Genomic DNA, 21310 nt, shown 5'->3' with positions numbered 1-21310 from the left:
ATTTAATGGAGTCTATCTTGTCTATATCTAACTCACCTAAAAGCAGCTACCCAGTAGCGGTAGATGAAGTAGAGCGTGTCAACAAGTTGAAAAAATATCAGGTACTCAATGAAGATGAGGAGCCTGCATTTGATCGACTCGTTGCACTCGTAAAGCTGTTTTTTGATGTGCCAGTGGTAACGATCACTTTTATGGATGAGGAAACGCAATATTTAAAACCAGCCTGCAAATTCGACAGTATGCCTGACAGTGTCAGTATGGCACCACGTGAGACGGCCTTTTGTAATTATACGATATTGTCCAATGAGATGTTGATAGTAGAAGATACATTAGAGGATAGTCGTTTTAGCCAAAACCCAATGGTTGTTAATGCACCCTATCTACGATTTTATGTTGGCGCACCGATTATTTTATATGAAGACAATAAAACTTATCGTCTAGGCACTTTATGTCTCATGGATACCAAGCCCAACCATAGCTTTAGTGACCAACAAAAAGAGATATTGGCGCAGTTTGCGCTGATGGCAGCAGATGCGTTGAAGCTACAGGATAAAGAACGTGATGCCAAACACGCCAATGAGATGAAATCTAACTTCTTGGCCAATATGAGTCACGAAATACGGACACCAATGAACGGTATCATTGGTATGGTAGAGATGCTAGGTGACACTGAGCTTAGTGCTGAACAGCGAGAGTATGTAGATAATATCAAAGTCTCTAATGAGCATTTGATGGTGATTATTAATGGGATTTTGGACTTATCAAAGGTTGAGTCTGGAAAAATGTATATTGATTCTATTCCACTCAATTTATCTACATTATGTAATGAGGTGGTCAGCCTATTTTCTATTAAGGCACGTCAACGAGGGTTGACGCTAGATTACCATTATACCGAGTCGTTATCACCTTATGTAAAAGGGGATCCAGTACGCCTCAAACAAATCATCGCAAATCTTGTCAATAACGCGATTAAGTTTACCCGTGAAGGCGGGAGAGTGAGTATTGATGTCAAGCATATGAATAATTGCTATCGCGAAAATATTGACAAAAATAGCATGAGGCAGGAGACGTTAGAACGTAAGGCGGATAAAAATATGACCTTATGTATTGAGGTCACAGATACAGGTGTCGGTATAAAAGCTGAGTCATTAGAGGCAATATTTGATGCTTATGATCAAGCCAATAAATTCACGCATCGCCTCTATGGTGGTACAGGTCTTGGGCTCTCCGTCTGCAAATCTCTTGTCGATCTGATGGGTGGGTATATTTGTGTCGATAGTACCGTAGGCGTTGGTACTACATTTCGAGTGTTATTGCCGCTACCGACTATTGATGAAGAGAAATACGAAACATGGCAAGACTCCCATGATCTCACAATGGCAGAGCCTAGTCACGAGCGTGCAGGTCATATCTTGTTGGTAGAAGATGATACCGTTAATGCCATTATTGCTAGAAAGGCACTGACCAATAGTGGTCATACCGTCACTCATGTGACTGATGGCCAGCAAGCGATTGAAGCTTTTGCTTTATTTCCCAAACGTTATGATGTCATCTTGATGGATCATCACATGCCGATTTTGGATGGCGTACAGGCTACTATTAAGCTGCATGAGCTTTATGACCCTCAAGACCTACCACCTATTATTGCTTTGACTGCCAATGCCATGGATGGAGAGCGCGAAAAGTACTTAAAAGTCGGTATGCAAGATTATTGCACCAAACCTTTTAAACAGGAGCAGCTAAATGCTTTGGTACAATATTGGTTGATACAAAAGCAATTAGAAGAAGAGTAGGTCACAGGTCATTATCGTGATAACTGCTATGACAATGACTATTAGATATTAGGCACGACTAACTAAATACTAAGAGCTACTAAACGTTAAAGGCGACTATGCGATAATAAATACAGCCGCTGTAAATACAAAAAAGCTTAACCGTTTATATAGCGGTTAAGCTTTTTTATTAGTGATCAGCACAACAATCTCAGCGATCAATCACGCTTATTGCGCTATTAGTTTACACGAGTTTGGTAGTCGCCCGTACGCGTATCAACACGGACGATTTCACCTTGCTGTACAAATAGCGGTACACGTACCACGGCACCAGTTTCTAGCTTAGCCGGTTTACCACCGCCACCTGAGGTGTCACCGCGTACACCAGGATCGGTTTCTGTGATTTGTAACTCAACGAAATTAGGCGGCGTTACTGATAAAGGCGCGCCATTGAATAAGGTAATGATACACAGCGCATTACTGTTCTCTTTTAGCCATTTGGGTGCATCGCCTATGGCGTTTTTGTCAGCTTGGATCTGCTCAAAGCTTTCAGGATGCATAAAATGCCAAAACTCGCCATCGTTATATAGATAGTTCATTTCGGTATCCATCACATCAGCGGCTTCTAAGCTATCGCCTGATTTGAATGTTTGCTCCAATACTTTACCACTACGAAGATTACGCAGCTTAACGCGGTTAAAGGCTTGACCTTTACCAGGCTTAACAAACTCGTTTTCAAGAATGGCACAAGGGTTGCCATCAAGCATGACTTTTAGACCAGCTTTAAATTCATTAGTAGAAAAACTTGCCACAAGAGACTCCTAGGGGTTGTAGATATGGTAGTAGATAGATATGAGGCTGACTGTACCAAAAGTTGCTGCCAAGCCAAGTGCTTACGTATTAGCGGTATACTTTGATAGGGTAGACACTAAGGGCGTATAATATCCGATTTTGGGCACAGGTAGTAGGCTGTCATGATAAACCATTTAATCACACAAAAAAACTGGCAAACGCAATTATCGGAAGCCATTACCTCTGTTGATGAGCTGCTCAGTCTCCTAAAACTTGAATCATTGCGCGCAGACGTCTATGTGCCGAAGCATTTTGAGCTGCGTGTGCCGCGTGGCTTTGTAGCAAAAATGACCATCGGCGACCGTGATGATCCGTTATTAAAACAAGTACTGCCAGACCAACAAGAGCAAATCAACGTAACAGGCTATGTGGCGGACCCTTTAAGCGAAAACAGCCAAAACCCTGTCAAAGGTATGCTCCATAAGTACCAATCAAGAGTATTACTGACGATCACTGGGGCGTGCGCGATTCATTGTCGCTACTGTTTCCGTCAGCATTTCGACTATAGTGCCAATATGCCAACTGCTGATGCAAAAGAAAATATCATCAACTACATCAGCGCGCATCCTGAAATCAATGAAGTGATTTTGAGCGGGGGTGATCCACTAAATGTGACTAATAGACGATTGTTTTCATGGTTGGATACTTTGGAGTCTCTTCCTCAGATTACTACCATTCGGCTGCATACGCGTTTGCCATTGGTGATACCCGCACGCTTGGACGCTGCATTGTTAGAAAGGCTATCCCGAAGCCACTGCCATATTGTCATGGTGATTCATTGTAATCATGCCAACGAGATTGATGATCTGACAGCAGAGTACCTGCAACGTGCTCGCGCAGCTGGCGTGACGATGCTAAATCAAGCAGTACTATTAAAAGGTATTAACGATAATATCGAGGCTCAGACAGAATTAAGCCAGCGTTTGTTTGCTTGTGGCGTGCTACCATATTATCTACATGTTTTAGACAAAGTGGCTGGTGCCGCGCATTTTGATAGCGACGAGCGGTCGTCAATTGAGCTCTACTGGTCGTTATTGACAGCATTACCGGGATATCTGGTACCTAAGTTGGTCAGAGAACTGCCGAATAGACCATTTAAGGTGCCGATTGACATTTACAATCACGATTAATATAGGCAATATAGGGTTTCGCAAAAATTACTAAACAAAGGATGGTTTTTATTAAAATCATCAGCCAATTGTTAATGGTTTTAATAATAGAGCGTTTAGGGTCGTTGTGCTCATCTATCGATGGTATCGCTAGAATATATTCGCATAGAATGCGAATATATCTACTGAATGGCATATAGCATTTGATTTTACGACTTTGACTGCTTTAATTCATATACTGCTATATAGCATTTAAAAATACACTACCTAGAAGTACAGCGGCTAAGCATTGATAGTACCGCTTCCTTAAAAAGAACGGCAGCATGCATTCTTTTTATCTAATATTGCTCTACTTTGTGTGGTTGCATACCTGCCTCTTGCAAACTTACTCAGAGTGACCAACAGTGAGTAGGAATACTGATGATAACTTTATCTATGTTTCAAGAAGCCCTTTCTTACAAAGAGCCACTACCAACGCCAAATCAATCAGTGAACGGCCAAGAGCATCATTTGCTCAAACTACTGACAACGCTATCTTCACAAACCCAAGAGCAGCAAGCTGAACACTTAGAAAAAGTCCTCTCCGTATTATGCGAGGCTAATATAGATGAGCTTCAACGCCTTAAACTGATGACGGCTGTGAGCGATGTTTCAGATCGATTGATTGCCACACTACGGCAGCAGTATATTTATGAAACAGGCGCGCTGAGTGAGGTGCAGTTGGGTTATGTGGCTCAAGTAAAATCCTTGCATTATTTAATTATTTTGGCTTATGACAAGGTTGTACGTCGTCAAGAATTAATATCAAACAGTCAGCCAAAAAAGATTTCAAAGAAAGGTTTTCCACGCTATTTTAATACTAATAAAAAGCGCACCAATACGCTTACTGTTGCCATTTATCAGTCGCTACTGAGGTACCACAAGCTATTGTGTGAAGAGGCACTTTGCTATCGCAAGCCATCAGATTATCTCTGGTTCAGAATTAATCAGCTGTATCATCTCGCCTATCAACAGCGTGTGTCTCATCTCGATTTGAATCGAGAAACAGTGACACCCTACACAAATAATATTCATCAGCTTTATTGCCAAATATGCTTGCACAGTTTATTGAATGTACGTGCCATGCGTCGTCCTAACATTCTATTGGTGCAACGTTTATTGCCTGAATGGTCTCAGTATATTGTCGCGACAATCGAACCAACGACGGAAACACGAGTGTTCGTGGATTTACAGAGTGATAAACCAACAACGTATTTAACGCCCAACTCTGAGATAAATCCCTATGAAGATCACCATGACTGCTTGTTTCTAGAGCTGACTCCTATGGTGCAGTATTTTAATTCACGTAGGCAGGTATCTATTGAGGGCAGCAATGTAGGGATAGGACATGGTCTGCTAAATACGATCTCAATGACAATCAGTTATCGTTATCTACAGCCACAGCTCACGCTGCCTACTAAATATAGTGTCAAACACCGTGCGAGCTTAATCGCTGGTTTTAACAGTATCCACCACCATGTTGGTGATTCGAGCAGCTTTGCTAGCTTGATAGCAATAGACGAGCTATCCATAGACGAGCGCCCTCGTTATGACACGGTTAATGCAGAGCAAAAAAATAACAGCGCGTTAGACATAGAAGTGTTTGACAGCCATGACCGTCTGTCACTATTTCGTACACTGCGATTGGTACCAACAGTAGATGTCTTGAATGAAGAGCATGTTAGAGGGGAATCTCTTGACATGGATACGATAGACGGCGAGCTTGTTACAACACCGCCATCACTACATATCATGAGTTTGTTCTTGGTCTGTCAACCTGATGTGACAGAGCAGCCTGATCAATCAATAGGGGTGGTGCGTTGGCGACATTTTGATACCAAAGACAAAGAGATTGAATGGCAATTGATTGGCCATCAGATCGTGGCATGCGGGTTACGCTTGGAAGGGAGGGACCCACAGAACCATCATTTTGTGCCGGCGCTGATTCTTGGCAAAGATGAGCAGCTGCAAACCATGAGTTCGCTTATTGTACCTTCGTCTTACTTTCAGCCTGATGATAGAGTCATCATGCGTATCAACAGTAAACAGACCCATTTACGTTTGGGTCGTAGATTACTGATGACTGACGGGTTTAGTCAATACGAAATAGCCAAATAATGACTATTTATAAATTTACTGAAAGAAAGATAGGTTGTACCGTATAAGAAAAAAGGCTGATGTTTTTTTGATAATGATATTAAACAAACAAGGTCATAAGTTAACCTGCAGTCAACCGAATTATTGTCTATAATGAGGGATATTGTTACTCTGATTTATAAGATGCCTCGGGCGCTAGAATATATCATGCCAACTAAAACTCAGCCACTATCACAATACTTACTGAGCCTACTCTCTATAATGTTTTCTAAGCTAGGTTAGTTTTTGGAAACAGTATAAGGTGTCAAAAATAAGAGATAAAGATACAACCATAAGATTAAAAGGCCAACTATGCGCATTCAGTCCACCTTAAATTTATTAGTGATTAACGATGATCAGCTCTATGCTGAGCGTCTTGTACATCTACTGAGTGATTATTATGACAGCGTGAATTTAGGATTTTTGGATGACAAAGAAGAGCTACTAAAAGTACTGCGCCAGTCATGGGATGTGCTGGTATTCGGTAGTGCTTATGATATGAGCTTTACGGATGTGGTTGGTATCATTCAAGAGCAGAGCATTGACTTGCCGATGATTTATTTGATGAAGGATGAGGCGATATCGACCGCGTGTAATGATGAGGGGTTGCCTGCGGTGATGAGCGGAACCATGGTCAAAGCACTCAAGGCTGACCAAGAGATGGCTGTCGTTATGGCTATTTGCTTACAGCACGATAGCTTGCGTAGTCGCCGCGAGCTCAAGAAACTACGCCATGTCCTATCAGAAGCAGAGCAACGTGCCAATGTGCTGATTAAGAACTCAAAAAGTGCAGTTGCCTATATCGATGAAGGTATCCATATCTTTGCCAATGATCCTTATCTTCAACTGTTTGGCTTTCGGTCAATGAATGATGCCATAGGTGTGCCTGTTATTGATTTAATTTCAGGGGGCGATAGTGTCAAGGACTTCAAGCAATTTCTACGTCAGTTCGATAAAGGTAGCCGTGACGAAGTCGAGTTTAACTTTGAAAGCGTGCGCACGGATGGCAGTACTTTTGAGGCAAAATTACAGTTGGCATCTGCGACTTTAGATGGCGAACCCGTTACTCAGATTATCATACAACAAAATGCTAGCAACAGCGCAGAGGTTGCCAAACGCTTGGCTGAAGCAGAGCGTAAAGATAACCTGACAGGTGTGAATAACCGCCGAGGCTTTGAGGAGCAAATGGCGATAGTGCATCAGCAAGCAACTCAAGGCGTGCTGACAGCAGCACTGCTCTATGTACAGCTCGATAACATTGGAAAAATAAGAAGTAGCCTCGGTCTGCAAGGAGTAGATACGACTGTCAAACAGGTTGCCTATGCATTAGATGAACTGGTATCGGATGGACATGTCAGCCGCTTTAGTGATACCGCATTCATGATACTTGTCAAAGAAAAAACTACCTCAGAGCTCGAAGAGCTCGCTGAGAACATCGGTTCGCGTATCAGTGAGATGCTCATTGAGGTAGATAAGCGTACGACGAGTACCACGGTGAGTATTGCGATCGTCAAAATCGAAAAAAACACCGCAGAGCCCGCTATAATAATAGAGCGTGCTATGGATGCTATTAGCCAGATCATGGTCGAAACCTCTAACCATGGTGGCACTTATCATCTATATGATCCAAGTGAGCATGCCAATAGTGATGATCATGCGCTTGCTGAGTCTCTAATTGATGCTATTACAAATAGTCGGTTTGAGCTGTCATTTCAACCGATATATGATATCAATCAAGATCGTAGTGACTTTTTTGAAGTGTATCTGCGACTACCATTGGCCGATGCCGATAACACGGTATTGACTCCTGATCAGTTTATGGCTGTTGCCAAGAAACATAAATTACTTGAAAAAATAGATCGCTGGGTACTCATTAATGCTTGTAAAAAAGTAAATGATGTCCGTAAAGAGTATCCTGAAGCCAGACTATTGGTGCAGCTAACCAGTGCCTCATTGATTGATAAGAAGCTGCCCAATGTGGCAAGCCAACTGATCAAGGCAGTAGGCGGCGCTGCTGGTGTGTTAACATTACAATTTAACGAAAAAGACATCTCGGACCATTTAACTGTGGCAAAATCTCAGTTTTCGGCCCTTAATGAAGTCAGCTGTCAAATGGGCATCAATAACTTTGGATCTTCTGCCAAATCTATCGAAATTGCCAATTTAGTGCAGCCGGACGTCGTGCGTTTGGCCCGTAACTATGTTCAAGATATCCACTCAGCAGATAACTTAGACACGGTTAAGTCACTTATCACGCGTACCAATGAGGTAAATGTTGATGTGCTAATGCCGTATATTGAAGATGCAGCGACTATGTCAGTCGCATGGAGTGTGGGGGCGCGCTATCTGCAAGGATACTATTTAGAAGAGCCTAGCAAAACGCTAAAGATCGCCAGTTAACATATCGCGATGCTACAAAATCTTTATCGCTAATGCTCACCAACCAAAGATTGCAAAAATGTCTATTATTAATAAATATCAAATAAGCAGTCTTTTTGCCGCTGTTTTATTGCTCACCGCTTGTGAGCATACACCGCCTGATCATCGCGACCCTGTGACCTTGCCATTGTATACTGAAGGAGATGCAGTTAACGGCGCGTTGATCTATAAAGATGCCTGTGGTCAGTGCCATCAACGTAATGCTGGTCTCAATAAAAAGGGACCACAATTAATGAATATATACGGCGCACCAGCTGCTGAGCTAAAAGATTATACCTATAGCAAAGGGCTCACAGAGTCAGGATGGGTATGGGATGCCAAAACACTCGATCCCTATATCGCGGATGCACAAAAAGCCATGCCAGATTCAAAGATGCTATCAGACCCTATGCCAGATGCCAAAGAGCGCGCGGATGTTATTGCGTATTTATCAACCCTCCGCGCTGATGCGCCGATTGTCGTAGATGATGCGAACTGACCTTAATGGTTGATCGTTATGACCCAAAAAATGAGCCGATAATTTACTATGACCCATGCCCCTAACGATAGAGCACCATCACCCACATATCAAAAAATAGCCAAAACGCTTAGTCAGTCCGCTCCTAGTGCCGTCGACTTGCAACGCAATCAGCAGAAAATTGCACAACTGATGACGCAATTGAACCAAATTGTATTGGACAAACCGCAAGCAGTTAAATTGGCACTCAGTGGCATACTGGCAGGTGGGCATTTATTGCTACAAGATTTGCCTGGTATGGGCAAGACAACTCTAGCTCAAGGTTTGGCTCAGCTGTTAGGCCTGAGTTTTAGCCGAGTGCAGTTTACCAATGACATGCTACCTGCCGATATCTTAGGGATGAGTATTTACGATCAAAGCAAATTGCGCTTTGAATTTCGTCCCGGTCCTATTTTTACTCAACTGCTACTTGCTGACGAAATCAACCGCTCCAGCCCCAAGACGCAAAGCGCACTCCTTGAAGCCATGGAAGAGCGACAAGTGACGCAAGATGGGCAGACCTATCCCTTGCCGCAGCCGTTCTTTGTTATTGCAACCCAAAACCCACTGCAACAAGCTGGCGTCTATCCGTTACCTGAATCACAATTAGATAGGTTCTTGCTGTGTCTGTCATTGGGCTACCCGTCACCTATGGCAGAGCGTGAACTACTAAAAGGTCAAGATCGCCGTGAGTTGCTAAAAGATTTAGATACGGTGCTTGATACTGAGGCTGTGCTATTGGCACAACAAGGCGTAAAACAAGTTTATGTGGCGGACGTGGTATTAGATTATTTACAAAGACTCGTTGCAAAGACTCGAGCAAGCCAAGAGTATCATGGGTTATCACCACGTGGCGTGCTATCACTACAGCGTGCTGCACAGGCTTATGCTTATGTGTCAGGGCACATGGAGGTGACGCCTGAGGATATTCAAGCGGTCTTTGCCGCCGTGGCTGATCATCGTCTCGGTCAGCGTTTTGCACCTGCACAAGTAGTAGGTGGGCAAGCACCGCAGACCATCGCCCAACGCATCTTAGCAGACGTGCCAGTCATCGTTTAGCTGTCCATGTTGTAGTACGAGCAGGTTTGATAATACATGGCCATATCATTGAGTCCGTTAGTCTGAGGACGAGCGACTAGGGTCAATTACATGGTAAGAATAGGGTAGTCATGAGCTTTTTACCAAAAGCCTTAACCGCGTCAATCAGGTCAGCAATGAGCCGTTGGTTTGCCTCGCGTGCACCCAAAAATGATAGCGCGACGCTCAATCTACGCAACGTCTATATTTTTTTTAGTCGTGAGGGCATGCTATTTGCCGTGCTATTAGTGATTACCTTTATCGCGGGTATCAATTATGGCAATAACTTGGTACTTGGCTTGTGTTTTTATCTGGTCAGCGTTTGGTTGATTAGTTTTCATGTGACTTTTGCGCACATATCGGGTCTGCAAGTGCGTCTGCTAGAAGTGACTATGACAGAGGCAGGTACGCCCGCTTGGGTAACGCTGCAACTCAAAAGTGAGAGCCGTCAACCACGGCGACAGTTATTATTTGAGTTTGAGCAAGCAGCTGACAAGAAAAATAAAGCTGGCACGAATCGGCAAAGCTCCATACTCGTAACGAGTTTACAAAGCGAGCAAACTATCCGCCTACCTGTTCAAACCTACAGTCGCGGCCATTTTGAGCTGCCACGGCTAATAATCAAAACCGTTTATCCTTTGGGTATTATGCGTGCTTGGTCTTATGTTTATTTTGAACGAAAGGCTTGGGTATATCCCAAACCTGAAGTATTTGACTGGCAAGCGCAGTATTCAGTTGCAAGCTCGGAGGATCTGCCAACTGGTGGGCAATATCGGCAAGGACAAGACGACTTTGAGCGACTGGATAATTATGTCGAAGGGGAGTCGCTGGCTCGAGTCTCTTGGGGCCATGTAGCACGGGGCCAGGGTATGTTTACCAAGCACTTTGCAGACCCTGTTGGGCATGAGCAGACACTTGATTATGCAGATATGCCCGCCGCCCATCACGAACAGAAGCTTGCGCAATTGGCTCATGGGGCGTTAACATTGGGTCAATTAGGCGTGCCCTTTCAAATGCGTTTACCCAATGATATGCCTACTAGCGCAGCGGTGGGTGATGGCGAGACTTTTGCGCAAGCGTGCTTGCTAAGGCTGGCGAAAGCACCATGACTGAAATTAAGCAGTTTTCTGCAACCGATGCCACAAAAACGGCAAGCTTTGAGCAGTTAGCACTCGGTCAAAATATACAAGCGAAAAGTGGCATAGCAGCTGATAATAAATGGTATCGGCGACTACTGGCTCTACCAGCCTACTACTGGGTGCTAATTGCTCAAATAGCAGTCGTGTTGCCACATGCTGCTCACTTGCCACTATGGTTAATCGGGTTTGCGGCAGTTAGTATCATTGCCCAACTACCGCGTCTCAAGAGTCGGCTAAAAAAACTCTCGCATTTAAAACGTGTCTATCAAGGCATGCAAATGCTGGGTTTTTTATTAGGCCTAGTAGGCCTGTGGCTGACTTACAACACAGCCTTTGGGCTAGATATGGGTGTGGCATTTTTGGTGCTATGTCTCGCTAGTAAGCTTTGGGAGTTATACAAGCGCCGCGACGCTTACGTGGTGTTGAATCTATCGCTATTTGTACTTGCGGCCTTATTTCTGATGGACCAAGGGTTGCTGACGACGTTAGAGGTGATATTAGGCGCAGTTATCGTCTTACTGGCGTTTATTGCGCTCAATGATGATAGTAATGCTCGCGGTGATGGGCGCCTGCGTACCTTGGGCGTATTGGGAGTTGGCGCGTTACCCTTGTTAGTCGTGCTATTTTTGTTTTTCCCAAGACTGCCACCGCTGTGGTCAGTACAATTATCAGGTCAGCAAGCGACCACAGGTGTCTCTGATAGCATGTCACCCGGCGATTTTGCCAATTTAGGTCAGTCAACTGAGCTGGCTTTTCGCGTAGAGTTTGCTGATGATCGCCCGCCGCAACAGCAGCTTTACTGGCGCGGCCTCGTATTTAGTGATTTTGATGGGGTTACCTGGCGTCCAAGTAATCAGGCAAGTCGGTGGTCAGTGAGATCACAAGCCCCTACATGGATCCAAAATGCCTTCGATACCGTTCCTGAGCAAGTGCAAGCAGCACCTACTCGCTATCAGGTCATCCTAGAACCTACTCAGCAAAACTGGCTATTCGGACTCGATTATCCTTTTTCTCAGCAGCCAGATATCAACATTACTTCAAACTTTACATTATCAAAAGATCAGCCAGTGACGCAACAGCTCCGCTACGATGTATTGCAGTTTGCGCCCATGCGTATTGACCCGATTTTAACCGATGCATTGCGACGTGTGAATCTGGCTCTGCCACCTGATGGCAATCCGCAAACCCGCGCGCTTGCTAAGCAGTTATTTGCGCAATCAGGCTCAGACCCTGTGCGCTACATGGCTGCTATCGAGCGCTGGATCAATCAAACAGAGTTTCGCTATACGTTGTCGCCGCCACGACTCAATACTGATCGTATCGATGAGTTTTTATTTGAGACCAAAGCAGGATTTTGTGAGCATTACTCTTCAAGTTTTACTTTTATGATGCGCGCAGCGGGCATCCCAGCACGGGTGGTCGCAGGTTATCAAGGGGGCGAGCCCAGTCGCAATGGTAATGTATGGGAAGTGAGGCAAATGGACGCGCATGCATGGACGGAGGTTTGGCTTGAGGGTCAAGGCTGGGTACGCGTCGATCCAACGTCATTTGTGGCGCCTGAGCGGGTTGAGCAAGGTATGAATGCGATGACCCAGCAGCAAGGGGCAGCTATGTTTGGTAGTGGTGCCAGTGCGCAAATCAGTTATCAGCAGTACCAAATGCTACAAACGCTCAGGCGCTTATCTGACCAAGCCAGCTATTATTGGCAAAAAGACGTGGTTGGCTATGACCAAGACAAACAAGCAGATTCGCTCCTAAAATGGTTCAACATCCGCTCTATCATGCAGCAAATTATCTGGTTGGCTGGCAGCGCTATTTTGGTCATGGCTACCTTAGTATTCTTCATTTGGCGCCGCCGCCGCAAACGCTGGCACCCAGTAGATTTGCCCCTTGCTCAGCTCTCAAAACGTATCGGTAAGCGTGATAAATTATTGGCTCGAGAAAATAACGAAGGACAGTTGGCGTGGCTAGAGCGTTTGGCATCTGCTATCGATAGTCGCCTTGATGACGATACTCACCGTAATGCAAGTCATTTAACAGACAGTGAAAATCCAATAGCGATTCAGACAAAGCTGATTGAAATTAGACAAAACTACCGTCAGTTACGCTATGGACGCTTGAGTAACTTGGATACTGGCCATAGTGAGTATCAACAATTACTCAAGCAACTCAAAAAAAATGTGCGTGAATTATTGTAACGTTTTAATGAATGGCGTTGATAATTTGAGTGAGATTAAAGATGCTGCCACATAGATATGTGGCAGACATCAGCAAAGGTTGTTTTGAGAAGATAAGTTAGTAAGAGAGAGTGTCTTATGGCGGTATATGTAGATTTTGTACAGATAAAATTCAAAGGCTATAGGTGGTGCCATATGCTTGCGGACAGTTTGCAAGAGCTGCATGATTTTGCAGCATTCATTGAGGTAGATCCGCGTTTATTCCACCGTAATGCCAGCTATCCACATTATGATATCACCGTACAAATGCGCGAAACGGCTATTGCACAAGGGGCAATTCCTGCAGACAGAAAAAAGATTATTGAGTGCGCCAAAAAATTAAAAGTAGAGTTGCAGTCTGAAATGTCGCTATCTGATAGTGACTGATGCAGCTTATAGGCCACACAAAGAAAAAAGGTGGGTAAAGATTTTGCTCACCTGCCTTTTTCTTTGCTCAGATTATACCTTTCTCATTTGGTATTATTTGGCAACTGCCGCCGTGCTGATAGCGTTAAGTGCTTTTGAAATATTATCAATAACGGTATCGCAGCCTTTTATATTGTGGCGCGTCTTTAGATATTCAGGATTATTGTATGAGAGCCATACTTTTTTATCCGCATCTTCACTGATTAATATTTTTTGTGGTAAATCAATGGCGACGGTTTGCTCGCAATTCATCAAAGGCGTGCCCGCTTTGGGGTTGCCAAACATGATGACTTGTGTTGGTCGTAATGACAAGCCTGCACTCTGAGCATTTTTTTGATGATCGACGCGTGCAAACACTGTCATACCTTTACTTTCGATAATTGAGACCAGCTTATCTGCAGTATCTTGGACGGAATGATTGCTTGGTAAGGTTACTAGGCCTTTTTCAGCATTGATTGACTGGGTTGTTTCTGTGATTGAACCAGTAATATCAGTTTTATTCAAAAACGTATCGACACTGGCACAAGATGACACGGCCAATGCTAGAGCGGCGATAGAGACAATTTTAATCATAGTGATATCCTTGAGCGATCCTTAGTAGGTGGCAATACCCAATACTCATTGTGCGTCATCAGACCAGTGATGGCAACACGTCTGAATAGATCGCTAAACCAAACGCTCTGCCAGATAATCAACCAGTAGTCGGATTTTTGGCGATAAGTGACGGTTATGTGGGTAGATGGCCCAGATGCTTTCTTCAGGTTCTCTATAGTCATCAAGTAAGCTCACCAACGCGCCCGATGCCAGATATTTTTGTACATAATAATCAGGCAGCTGTACGATACCAAGCCCTTTTAGCGCCGCATCAACCAGACTATAGCCGCTGTTGTACTGTATGGAACCAGAGACGCGCAGGTTTTTTTCTGTGCCTTTTTCGACAAAATGCCAATAGTCGCGTGTACCCAGTAGGCAGTTGTGCTGGCTGAGATCGTCTAGCGTGCGCGGCATACCATATTGATGCAGATAATCAGGTGTCGCACAGACAAAATTTGTGCGCAGGCTAAGCTTTTTTGCCATCATCGTGGAGTCGCGCAACTTGCCAATACGAATGGCCAAATCATAGCCGCCCTCGACCAAATCAATCTGTTGATTGCTCAAAAAAGCGGTCACTTCGATCTCACGATACTGCATCATAAAATCATTGATTAGCGGCAGTAGTTGCTGCTCGCCATAAGTCACAGGCGCGGTCAGCTTAATTCTACCTTGAGGCTTTGATTGCAAATTGCTCACCGCTTGCTCAGCCGCGTCCAAACCATCGAGCACACTGCGGCAATGCTGATAAAACACGCGGCCCTCTTCAGTGAGTGAGACCTTGCGTGTGGTACGATAGAGCAGCTTTATATTCAGTCGCTCCTCTAATGCGCTGATCTGGCGGCTGACTTGCGCAGTCGAGATACCAAGCGCCTTTGCAGCGCGCGTGAAGCTCTCATACTCTGCCACACAGACAAACTCACTAATCCCTTCCCAGCGCATGATTATTACCAATATGTAAAAGATATTTGCAAATATAGCATATTGTTATCCGCTCAGAAATAAATATAATGGTTAGTATCAATGTAAATAGATGGTGTTTTACTGTCATCGATGCTTGCCTACAGAAGGCAGGCAAGATAAGCTCAGTCTATCTTTATCTGTTTTAATCATAGAAATCGTGACGATTAAAACGAACAGATACCCTTATTAAACAAAAAGAATTATTGGGCGTGAATGACGTTTTAAGTTTACGCTACGCCACAATCCATCAATAACAATCAAAAAGAGAGATTCCTATGTCAGATAAATTTATCAAATCAAAAGCCGCCATCGCTTGGGGCCCAAAACAGCCACTGTCTATCGAAGAAGTGGACGTCATGCTACCGCGTAAAGGCGAAGTATTGGTAAAAATCGTTGCCAGTGGTGTCTGTCATACAGATGCTTTTACCTTATCTGGTGAAGACCCAGAAGGCGTATTCCCAGCGATTCTAGGCCATGAAGGTGGCGGTATCGTTGAGCAAATCGGCGAAGGCGTGACCAGCGTTCAGGTCGGCGACCATGTCATCCCGCTATACACGGCAGAGTGCGGCGTTTGCAAAATGTGCCGCTCAGGCAAAACCAATCTTTGCTCAGCAGTACGCGAGACACAAGGTAAAGGCTTGATGCCAGATGGTACCACACGTTTCTATAAAGACGGCGAGCCAATTTACCATTATATGGGATGCTCAACGTTTTCTGAGTACACGGTTTTACCAGAGATTTCTTTGGCTAAGGTCAATAAAGACGCGCCATTAGAAGAAGTTTGCTTGCTTGGTTGTGGCGTGACTACGGGCATGGGTGCGGTCATGAATACAGCAAAAGTCGAAGAGGGCGCAACGGTTGCTATCTTTGGTCTTGGCGGCATTGGACTATCCGCAGTGATTGGTGCTGCGATGGCAAAAGCCAGCCGTATCATCGCGATTGATATTAACGAGAGCAAGTTTGAACTGGCTAAAAAACTGGGCGCAACGGATTGTATTAACCCGAAAGATTACGACAAACCAATTCAAGAAGTCATCGTTGAGCTGACCGATGGCGGCGTTGATTACTCATTTGAATGTATCGGTAACGTCGATGTCATGCGTTCAGCGCTAGAGTGCTGCCATAAAGGTTGGGGCGAGTCGGTCATCATCGGTGTGGCTGGTGCTGGACAAGAAATCTCAACCCGTCCATTCCAGTTAGTGACGGGTCGCGTCTGGAAAGGGTCAGCATTCGGCGGTGTAAAAGGTCGCACAGAACTACCAGGTTATGTCGAGCGCTATCTAGCGGGTGAGATTCCTTTACAAGACTTCATCACACACACGATGCCAATAGAAGATGTCAATGAAGCGTTTGACTTGATGCACAAAGGGGAGAGCATCCGTACGGTTGTCAATTTCTAAGCGTCGTTACTGACAGTAATATCAGTATCACGGTTTTAACCTCATAACAATATAATAAAAAAAGCTGCTTCGAAATTGAAGCAGCTTTTTTTATACGTTATTCTTAAACACAGCCTATTAGCTTGAAGTATCAACCATGCTTTTCGCCAACAATTTGATCCGCTAGTGTCGATAAATCTGATGCGATCAAATTTGGTACGGGTACATTTGGGGCACTCAGCATTTCGTTATATGGGCGAGTCAAAAAGGCACCGCGACAGCCTACTGCTTGCGCGCCGATGGTATCCCAGAGATGACAAGCAACGAGACATAAGTCTGACGTATCAACATCAAGCGTATCGGCTACCATTTGGTAAGTTTCAGGTGCTGGCTTGAACTTACTAACAGTCTCAACACTAAAATGCTGCTCAAAGAACTGACTGAGTCCCGCTTTTTCTAGCGGTGTTGGAGACGCACTGCTCGCTGAATTGGTTAGTGTGACCAATCGAAATCCTGCATCGCGCAGTCGTGTGAGTGCTGGTGCTGCATCAGGATGCGCTGGCAACGCACTCATTCTCTCTTTAAACTCATCGATATCAGACTCTGTCAGTGTCACTTGCCTGATATCTGCAATCATCTGTAATGTGCCAATGCCAATCTCACCGAAAGGCGTATAGAGGCCAGATAGCGTCATGGTTTGAGAATATAGCACCAGCTGAGCGAACCATTCACGTAAGACATTTTGCTTACCAAACACTCGCGTAAAAAAAGGCGTGAGCGTATCGATATCGAGCAGCGTCTCATTGACATCAAATACAATGATAGAAGGAAAGCGTTCAGAAGACATAAAGCATCCTTGTATAGAATAACATTTTTATAATGACAGACGGTTTAGTCAGTCATATTCGCCAATTGTTCCAATATGCTGACGTAATTTTCAACCCCTTGCGCACCGCTGACCAAATGGCGCTCGTTGAAGATTATCGCTGGCACGCTTTGAATGCCTTGCTGCTGCCAATGCTGCTCTTCTGCTCGCACTTCTTTTGCAAAGAACTGACCTTCTAGCACTGCCAGTGCCTCACTACGGTCCAATCCAGTCTCTGCTGCAATGTCAGCAAGCACGTTGATATCAGAGATATTCCTATTATCGGTAAAATGCGCGACAAACAACGCTTGTTTTAACTCATGCATACGCCCTTGCTGGTCTGCAAAATGCAGCAGCTGATGCAAATTAAATGTATTGTGCATGCGTGTGTCGTCATTGAAGTTGAATTCAAAGCCAACTTCGCGGCCCGCTTCTCTCATTCTGACTCGGCTAGCATCTGATTCTTCTTTAGTTGAGCCATACTTTTCAATAATGTGCTCACGCAAGTTTTGCCCCTCGCTTGGCATATTGGGGTTTAACTCAAACGGATGCCAATGAATGGTGTGTGCGGTATTGGTTTGCTCAAGGGCTTTTGCCAGTTGGCGATAGCCGATGACGCACCAAGGGCAGACAACGTCTGAGACAATATCGATTCGGAGTGGTTTTTCTGATGTGCTCATATATCCTCGCAGGTATTGTTATTTGTATTTTATTTGAGATTTTCGTAGATGGGTATATCGGGCAGCGCTATCTAAAAGGATTGGCTCGCTGCAAAATAACTCAGTCAATACTAAGAGAATGAGGGAGTGATTACAATGTAGTCTGCACAGTCTGCGTTATCACTTAGGTAGCTCAATTGTAACTATTATCAGTAGGATAGCCGGAATTTTTGCAAAAACAGTGTAACAACTGACGCATTGATAACAAAACCTGTGATTACTTAACCAATCTGCCGTGGTCACAAAATAGGTTTTTATTTAAAGTTGCTCCATTGAAATTAGCGATGATTATTTATAAACAATGCTAATACTAATAAATTAATAAGAAATAAAAACTTAACAATCACTATGGGGTCATATATGAAAAATATCACTGAAGCGATGAGATGGCGTTACAGCACCAAAGAGTTTGATACCACTAAAAAAATATCAGCAGAAGATTTTCAGAGTCTAAAAGATATCTTACGTCTCAGTCCGTCGAGCACCAATATTCAACCTTGGCATTTTGTGATTGCTGATGACGAAGCTGGCAAAGCTCGAATTGCCAAAGGCACGGAGGGCATGTATGAATTCAATGATGCCAAAGTAAAAGATGCCTCGCATGTCATCGTATTCTGTAGTCGGGTCTATGCTGATGACGAGTTTTTGAACGAAGTGCTCGACAAAGAAGATGCTGATGGTCGTTTTGCAGAACCAAAATTTAAAGAACAAATGCATCAAACGCGTAAAATGTTCTTGGATATCCGCCGTTACGAGCAAAAAGACGAGCCGCATTGGTTGATAGAGCAACTATATCTCAACATGGGGGCTTTGCTACTAGGCGCCGCAATTTTGGGTATCGATGCTGTACCAATGGAAGGCGCAGATTTAAAAGCACTTGATGAAGAGTTTGATTTACGTAGTAAGGGCTATACAGCGGTCGCAATGGTTTCTCTTGGCTATCGTAGTGAAGATGATTTTAATGCTGATCTGCCTAAGTCTCGATTTGACGAAAAAATAATCATCACCAAGGCTTAGTTTGACTTTTTTGAGTTGAAATGATTATTCTAAAGTAGAGTCGTAATAGCCCTATAAACTCCTGTTTGTGGGGCTTTTTTTTATTGAAATCTATTTAATATACTGCCTATTTCTAAAAAATAGATTGTCCACTTCACATAGCATATTGCTAAATCATATGGCCTAAATTTGAGTGCTGATAAATTAAAACCGATTAATACTAGCTAGCAGCGGATGGTTAGGCCAATTGAAGTAAATGATTATCAATTAGCCTACAGCGATTGGCAGTGCTCACTTTCAGGTACTCTCTCGGTTTAAAAACTACACTGTAATAACTACAAAGTTAACACAAAATATCGCCTTCAATAAGACATAATCAATTTATTGACGCCGTAACAACGAGGCGTTTTTATCATTCCTTTATATTCATCTGCCAGCGAGAAGCCAGCATGTCTACCTTGACGTTAACAATCAATAAGCAGGATTATCAGCTCGAGAATCTTGACGCCCGTACGACATTGCTCGATGTCTGTCGTCAGCACTTACAAATCACCGGACCCAAAAAAGGCTGTGACCACGGTCAATGTGGGGCCTGTACCATGCTCATCAATGGACGACGGGTTAACTCCTGTCTGACACTCGCCGTCATGCATGATGGTGATGAGATTACGACCATCGAAGGCATCGGGATGCCGGACTCACTATCGGCGCTGCAACAAGCGTTCAAAGATAACGACGCGTTTCAGTGTGGCTATTGTACCCCAGGTCAGATTTGTTCAGCGACTGCATTGATAGAAGAAGTAAAGCAGAATTGGCCAAGCCATGTGAGCACCGATCTACAGAATCCTGATAGCCTTCTTGTACAAGAAATCGCTGAGCGTATGAGTGGCAACATCTGCCGTTGCTCTGCTTATCCCAATATTATTAAAGCCATTTCACAAGTGCTAGAGAATGAAGTATCAGCGTCTACATCCAAGACAGCTGACAACGCTGCACAAAATTCAAGCGTGACAGGTATTTGGTCGCCGCCGCCCAGCGAGACGCAACTTGGCAAAGCGTCAGCAAATAATAAAACAGCAACTGGTACAGCAGGAGGCCGCTCATGAAACGCTTTGAATATAGCCGTGCTAATGCACCAGAGCAAGCCGCAACATCTGCCAGTAGTGAGGATGCTGCATTTATCGCAGGTGGTACCAACTTACTAGACTTAATGAAGTTAGAGATTGAGACGCCCATCAAATTGGTGGATATTACGCGTCTTGACTTAGAACAAGTAGAAACCACTGCCGATGGTGGTTTGCGTATTGGCACACTTGTGACCAATAGTGATCTGGCCGCGCATCCTGATGTGATAGCCAATTATCCAGTATTGTCCCGAGCTATTTTGGCAGGGGCGACCGGTCAGCTACGTAACAAAGCGACGACGGGCGGCAACTTCTTGCAGCGCACTCGTTGCTATTATTTTTATCAAACGGATAGCGCTTGTAACAAGCGTGAACCGGGCACAGGCTGTCCTGCCATTAATGGTGAAAACCGTACGCTTGCGATTCTCGGTACAAGTGATGCCTGTATTTCTCAGCATCCATCTGACATGGCAGTGGCTATGCGTTTGCTGGATGCCACGATAGAGACAGTGAAGGCGGACGGGTCGACGCGTGCTATCGATGTCAAAGATTTTTATTGCTTGCCAAAAGACACCCCACATATCGAAAACGTGCTGGAAGCTGGCGAGCTGATTACTCATGTTGTACTACCTGCCCCTATTAAGGGCATGCATACCTATGACAAAGTGCGTGATCGCGCTTCTTATGCCTTTGCACTGGTATCTTGTGCCGCAGTCATCGATGCTGACGACAATGGCAACCTAAAGACAGTACGATTGGCGTTCGGCGGCATCGGTACCAAGCCATGGCGTAATGAAGACGTTGAGGCACTATTAACAGACACCGATGGCAATAGCGACGTTATCACGCAGGCTGCCGATCTGTTATTGCATGATGCCAAAGGTAATGGTCAAAACGACTTTAAAATACCGTTGACGCGTCGCCTACTAAAACAAGTTATTCAGCGCGCATTAGCGGGCGAGGGAGCATAAT

The 21310-nt window shown here is 44.4% G+C and carries 18 protein-coding genes; 13 read left to right on the top strand and 5 right to left on the bottom strand.

Annotation, left to right across the window (positions count from 1 at the left end; genetic code table 11):
• Positions 1-17: 17 nt before the first annotated feature.
• Positions 18-1793 carry a GAF domain-containing hybrid sensor histidine kinase/response regulator gene (locus ACHUET_RS13870; RefSeq protein ID WP_394213654.1) on the top strand — a complete coding sequence of 592 codons (1776 nt, stop codon included), beginning with the start codon at positions 18-20 and terminating at the stop codon, positions 1791-1793.
• 218 nt (positions 1794-2011) lie between these two features.
• On the opposite strand, the gene efp is transcribed toward ACHUET_RS13870, so the two are convergent.
• Positions 2012-2584, bottom strand: a complete 573-nt coding sequence (gene efp / locus ACHUET_RS13865; RefSeq protein ID WP_201602581.1) for an elongation factor P — start codon at positions 2582-2584, stop codon at positions 2012-2014.
• A gap of 162 nt (positions 2585-2746) precedes the next feature.
• Between efp and epmB the strand changes: the two genes are divergently transcribed.
• The 8 genes from epmB (at position 2747) to ACHUET_RS13825 (ending at position 13662) form a co-directional block, all read left to right on the top strand.
• The gene (gene epmB, locus ACHUET_RS13860; protein ID WP_394213651.1) at positions 2747-3754 is read left to right on the top strand and encodes an EF-P beta-lysylation protein EpmB; all 1008 of its coding nucleotides are present in this window, start codon (positions 2747-2749) and stop codon (positions 3752-3754) included.
• A 399-nt stretch (positions 3755-4153) separates the two neighbouring features.
• A complete protein-coding gene (locus tag ACHUET_RS13855) occupies positions 4154-5890 on the top strand; it encodes a hypothetical protein (protein ID WP_394213649.1) in 1737 nt (578 codons plus the stop codon).
• 330 nt (positions 5891-6220) lie between these two features.
• Positions 6221-8308, top strand: coding sequence for an EAL domain-containing protein (locus ACHUET_RS13850; protein WP_394213647.1), 2088 nt, complete (start codon positions 6221-6223; stop codon positions 8306-8308).
• A gap of 58 nt (positions 8309-8366) precedes the next feature.
• Positions 8367-8825 (top strand): c-type cytochrome, encoded by a 459-nt coding sequence (locus ACHUET_RS13845; RefSeq protein ID WP_394213645.1) that lies wholly within the window; start codon positions 8367-8369, stop codon positions 8823-8825.
• 48 nt (positions 8826-8873) lie between these two features.
• A complete protein-coding gene (locus ACHUET_RS13840) occupies positions 8874-9902 on the top strand; it encodes an AAA family ATPase (protein ID WP_394213643.1) in 1029 nt (342 codons plus the stop codon).
• A gap of 110 nt (positions 9903-10012) precedes the next feature.
• The gene (locus ACHUET_RS13835; protein WP_394213641.1) at positions 10013-11029 is read left to right on the top strand and encodes a DUF58 domain-containing protein; all 1017 of its coding nucleotides are present in this window, start codon (positions 10013-10015) and stop codon (positions 11027-11029) included.
• A complete protein-coding gene (locus ACHUET_RS13830) occupies positions 11026-13257 on the top strand; it encodes a transglutaminase TgpA family protein (RefSeq protein ID WP_394213639.1) in 2232 nt (743 codons plus the stop codon). Before ACHUET_RS13835 ends, ACHUET_RS13830 begins: the two co-directional genes overlap by 4 nt.
• Before the next feature lie 117 nt (positions 13258-13374).
• Complete coding sequence (locus ACHUET_RS13825; protein ID WP_394213637.1) at positions 13375-13662, top strand: DUF4031 domain-containing protein; 288 nt, start codon at positions 13375-13377, stop codon at positions 13660-13662.
• A gap of 93 nt (positions 13663-13755) precedes the next feature.
• Here ACHUET_RS13825 and ACHUET_RS13820 read toward each other — a convergent pair whose 3' ends face one another.
• The gene (locus ACHUET_RS13820; protein ID WP_394213636.1) at positions 13756-14274 is read right to left on the bottom strand and encodes a DUF302 domain-containing protein; all 519 of its coding nucleotides are present in this window, start codon (positions 14272-14274) and stop codon (positions 13756-13758) included.
• A gap of 93 nt (positions 14275-14367) precedes the next feature.
• Positions 14368-15234 (bottom strand): LysR family transcriptional regulator, encoded by an 867-nt coding sequence (locus ACHUET_RS13815; RefSeq protein WP_394213635.1) that lies wholly within the window; start codon positions 15232-15234, stop codon positions 14368-14370.
• Positions 15235-15530: 296 nt separating this feature from the next.
• Between ACHUET_RS13815 and ACHUET_RS13810 the strand changes: the two genes are divergently transcribed.
• Entirely contained in the window at positions 15531-16655 is a 1125-nt protein-coding gene (locus ACHUET_RS13810; RefSeq protein ID WP_394213634.1) for an S-(hydroxymethyl)glutathione dehydrogenase/class III alcohol dehydrogenase, read from the top strand.
• A 130-nt stretch (positions 16656-16785) separates the two neighbouring features.
• Here ACHUET_RS13810 and ACHUET_RS13805 read toward each other — a convergent pair whose 3' ends face one another.
• The gene (locus tag ACHUET_RS13805) at positions 16786-17481 is read right to left on the bottom strand and encodes a haloacid dehalogenase type II (RefSeq protein ID WP_394213633.1); all 696 of its coding nucleotides are present in this window, start codon (positions 17479-17481) and stop codon (positions 16786-16788) included.
• Positions 17482-17525: 44 nt separating this feature from the next.
• The gene (locus tag ACHUET_RS13800) at positions 17526-18179 is read right to left on the bottom strand and encodes a DsbA family oxidoreductase (RefSeq protein WP_394213632.1); all 654 of its coding nucleotides are present in this window, start codon (positions 18177-18179) and stop codon (positions 17526-17528) included.
• 399 nt (positions 18180-18578) lie between these two features.
• On the opposite strand from ACHUET_RS13800, the gene nfsB reads away from it, so the two are divergent.
• The 3 genes from nfsB (at position 18579) to ACHUET_RS13785 (ending at position 21309) form a co-directional block, all read left to right on the top strand.
• Positions 18579-19235, top strand: coding sequence for an oxygen-insensitive NAD(P)H nitroreductase (nfsB, locus tag ACHUET_RS13795; RefSeq protein ID WP_394213630.1), 657 nt, complete (start codon positions 18579-18581; stop codon positions 19233-19235).
• A 428-nt stretch (positions 19236-19663) separates the two neighbouring features.
• Positions 19664-20320 carry a 2Fe-2S iron-sulfur cluster-binding protein gene (locus ACHUET_RS13790; RefSeq protein WP_394213629.1) on the top strand — a complete coding sequence of 219 codons (657 nt, stop codon included), beginning with the start codon at positions 19664-19666 and terminating at the stop codon, positions 20318-20320.
• Complete coding sequence (locus tag ACHUET_RS13785) at positions 20317-21309, top strand: FAD binding domain-containing protein (RefSeq protein ID WP_394213628.1); 993 nt, start codon at positions 20317-20319, stop codon at positions 21307-21309. The genes ACHUET_RS13790 and ACHUET_RS13785 overlap by 4 nt, the downstream gene beginning before the upstream one ends.
• Position 21310 lies beyond the last annotated feature (1 nt).

The organism is Psychrobacter piscatorii (assembly GCF_043641605.1).
GTDB classification, from domain to species: domain Bacteria; phylum Pseudomonadota; class Gammaproteobacteria; order Pseudomonadales; family Moraxellaceae; genus Psychrobacter; species Psychrobacter piscatorii_C.
Note: the sequence above shows the minus strand (reverse complement) of the source record. Positions and strands in the feature narration are given on the sequence as shown.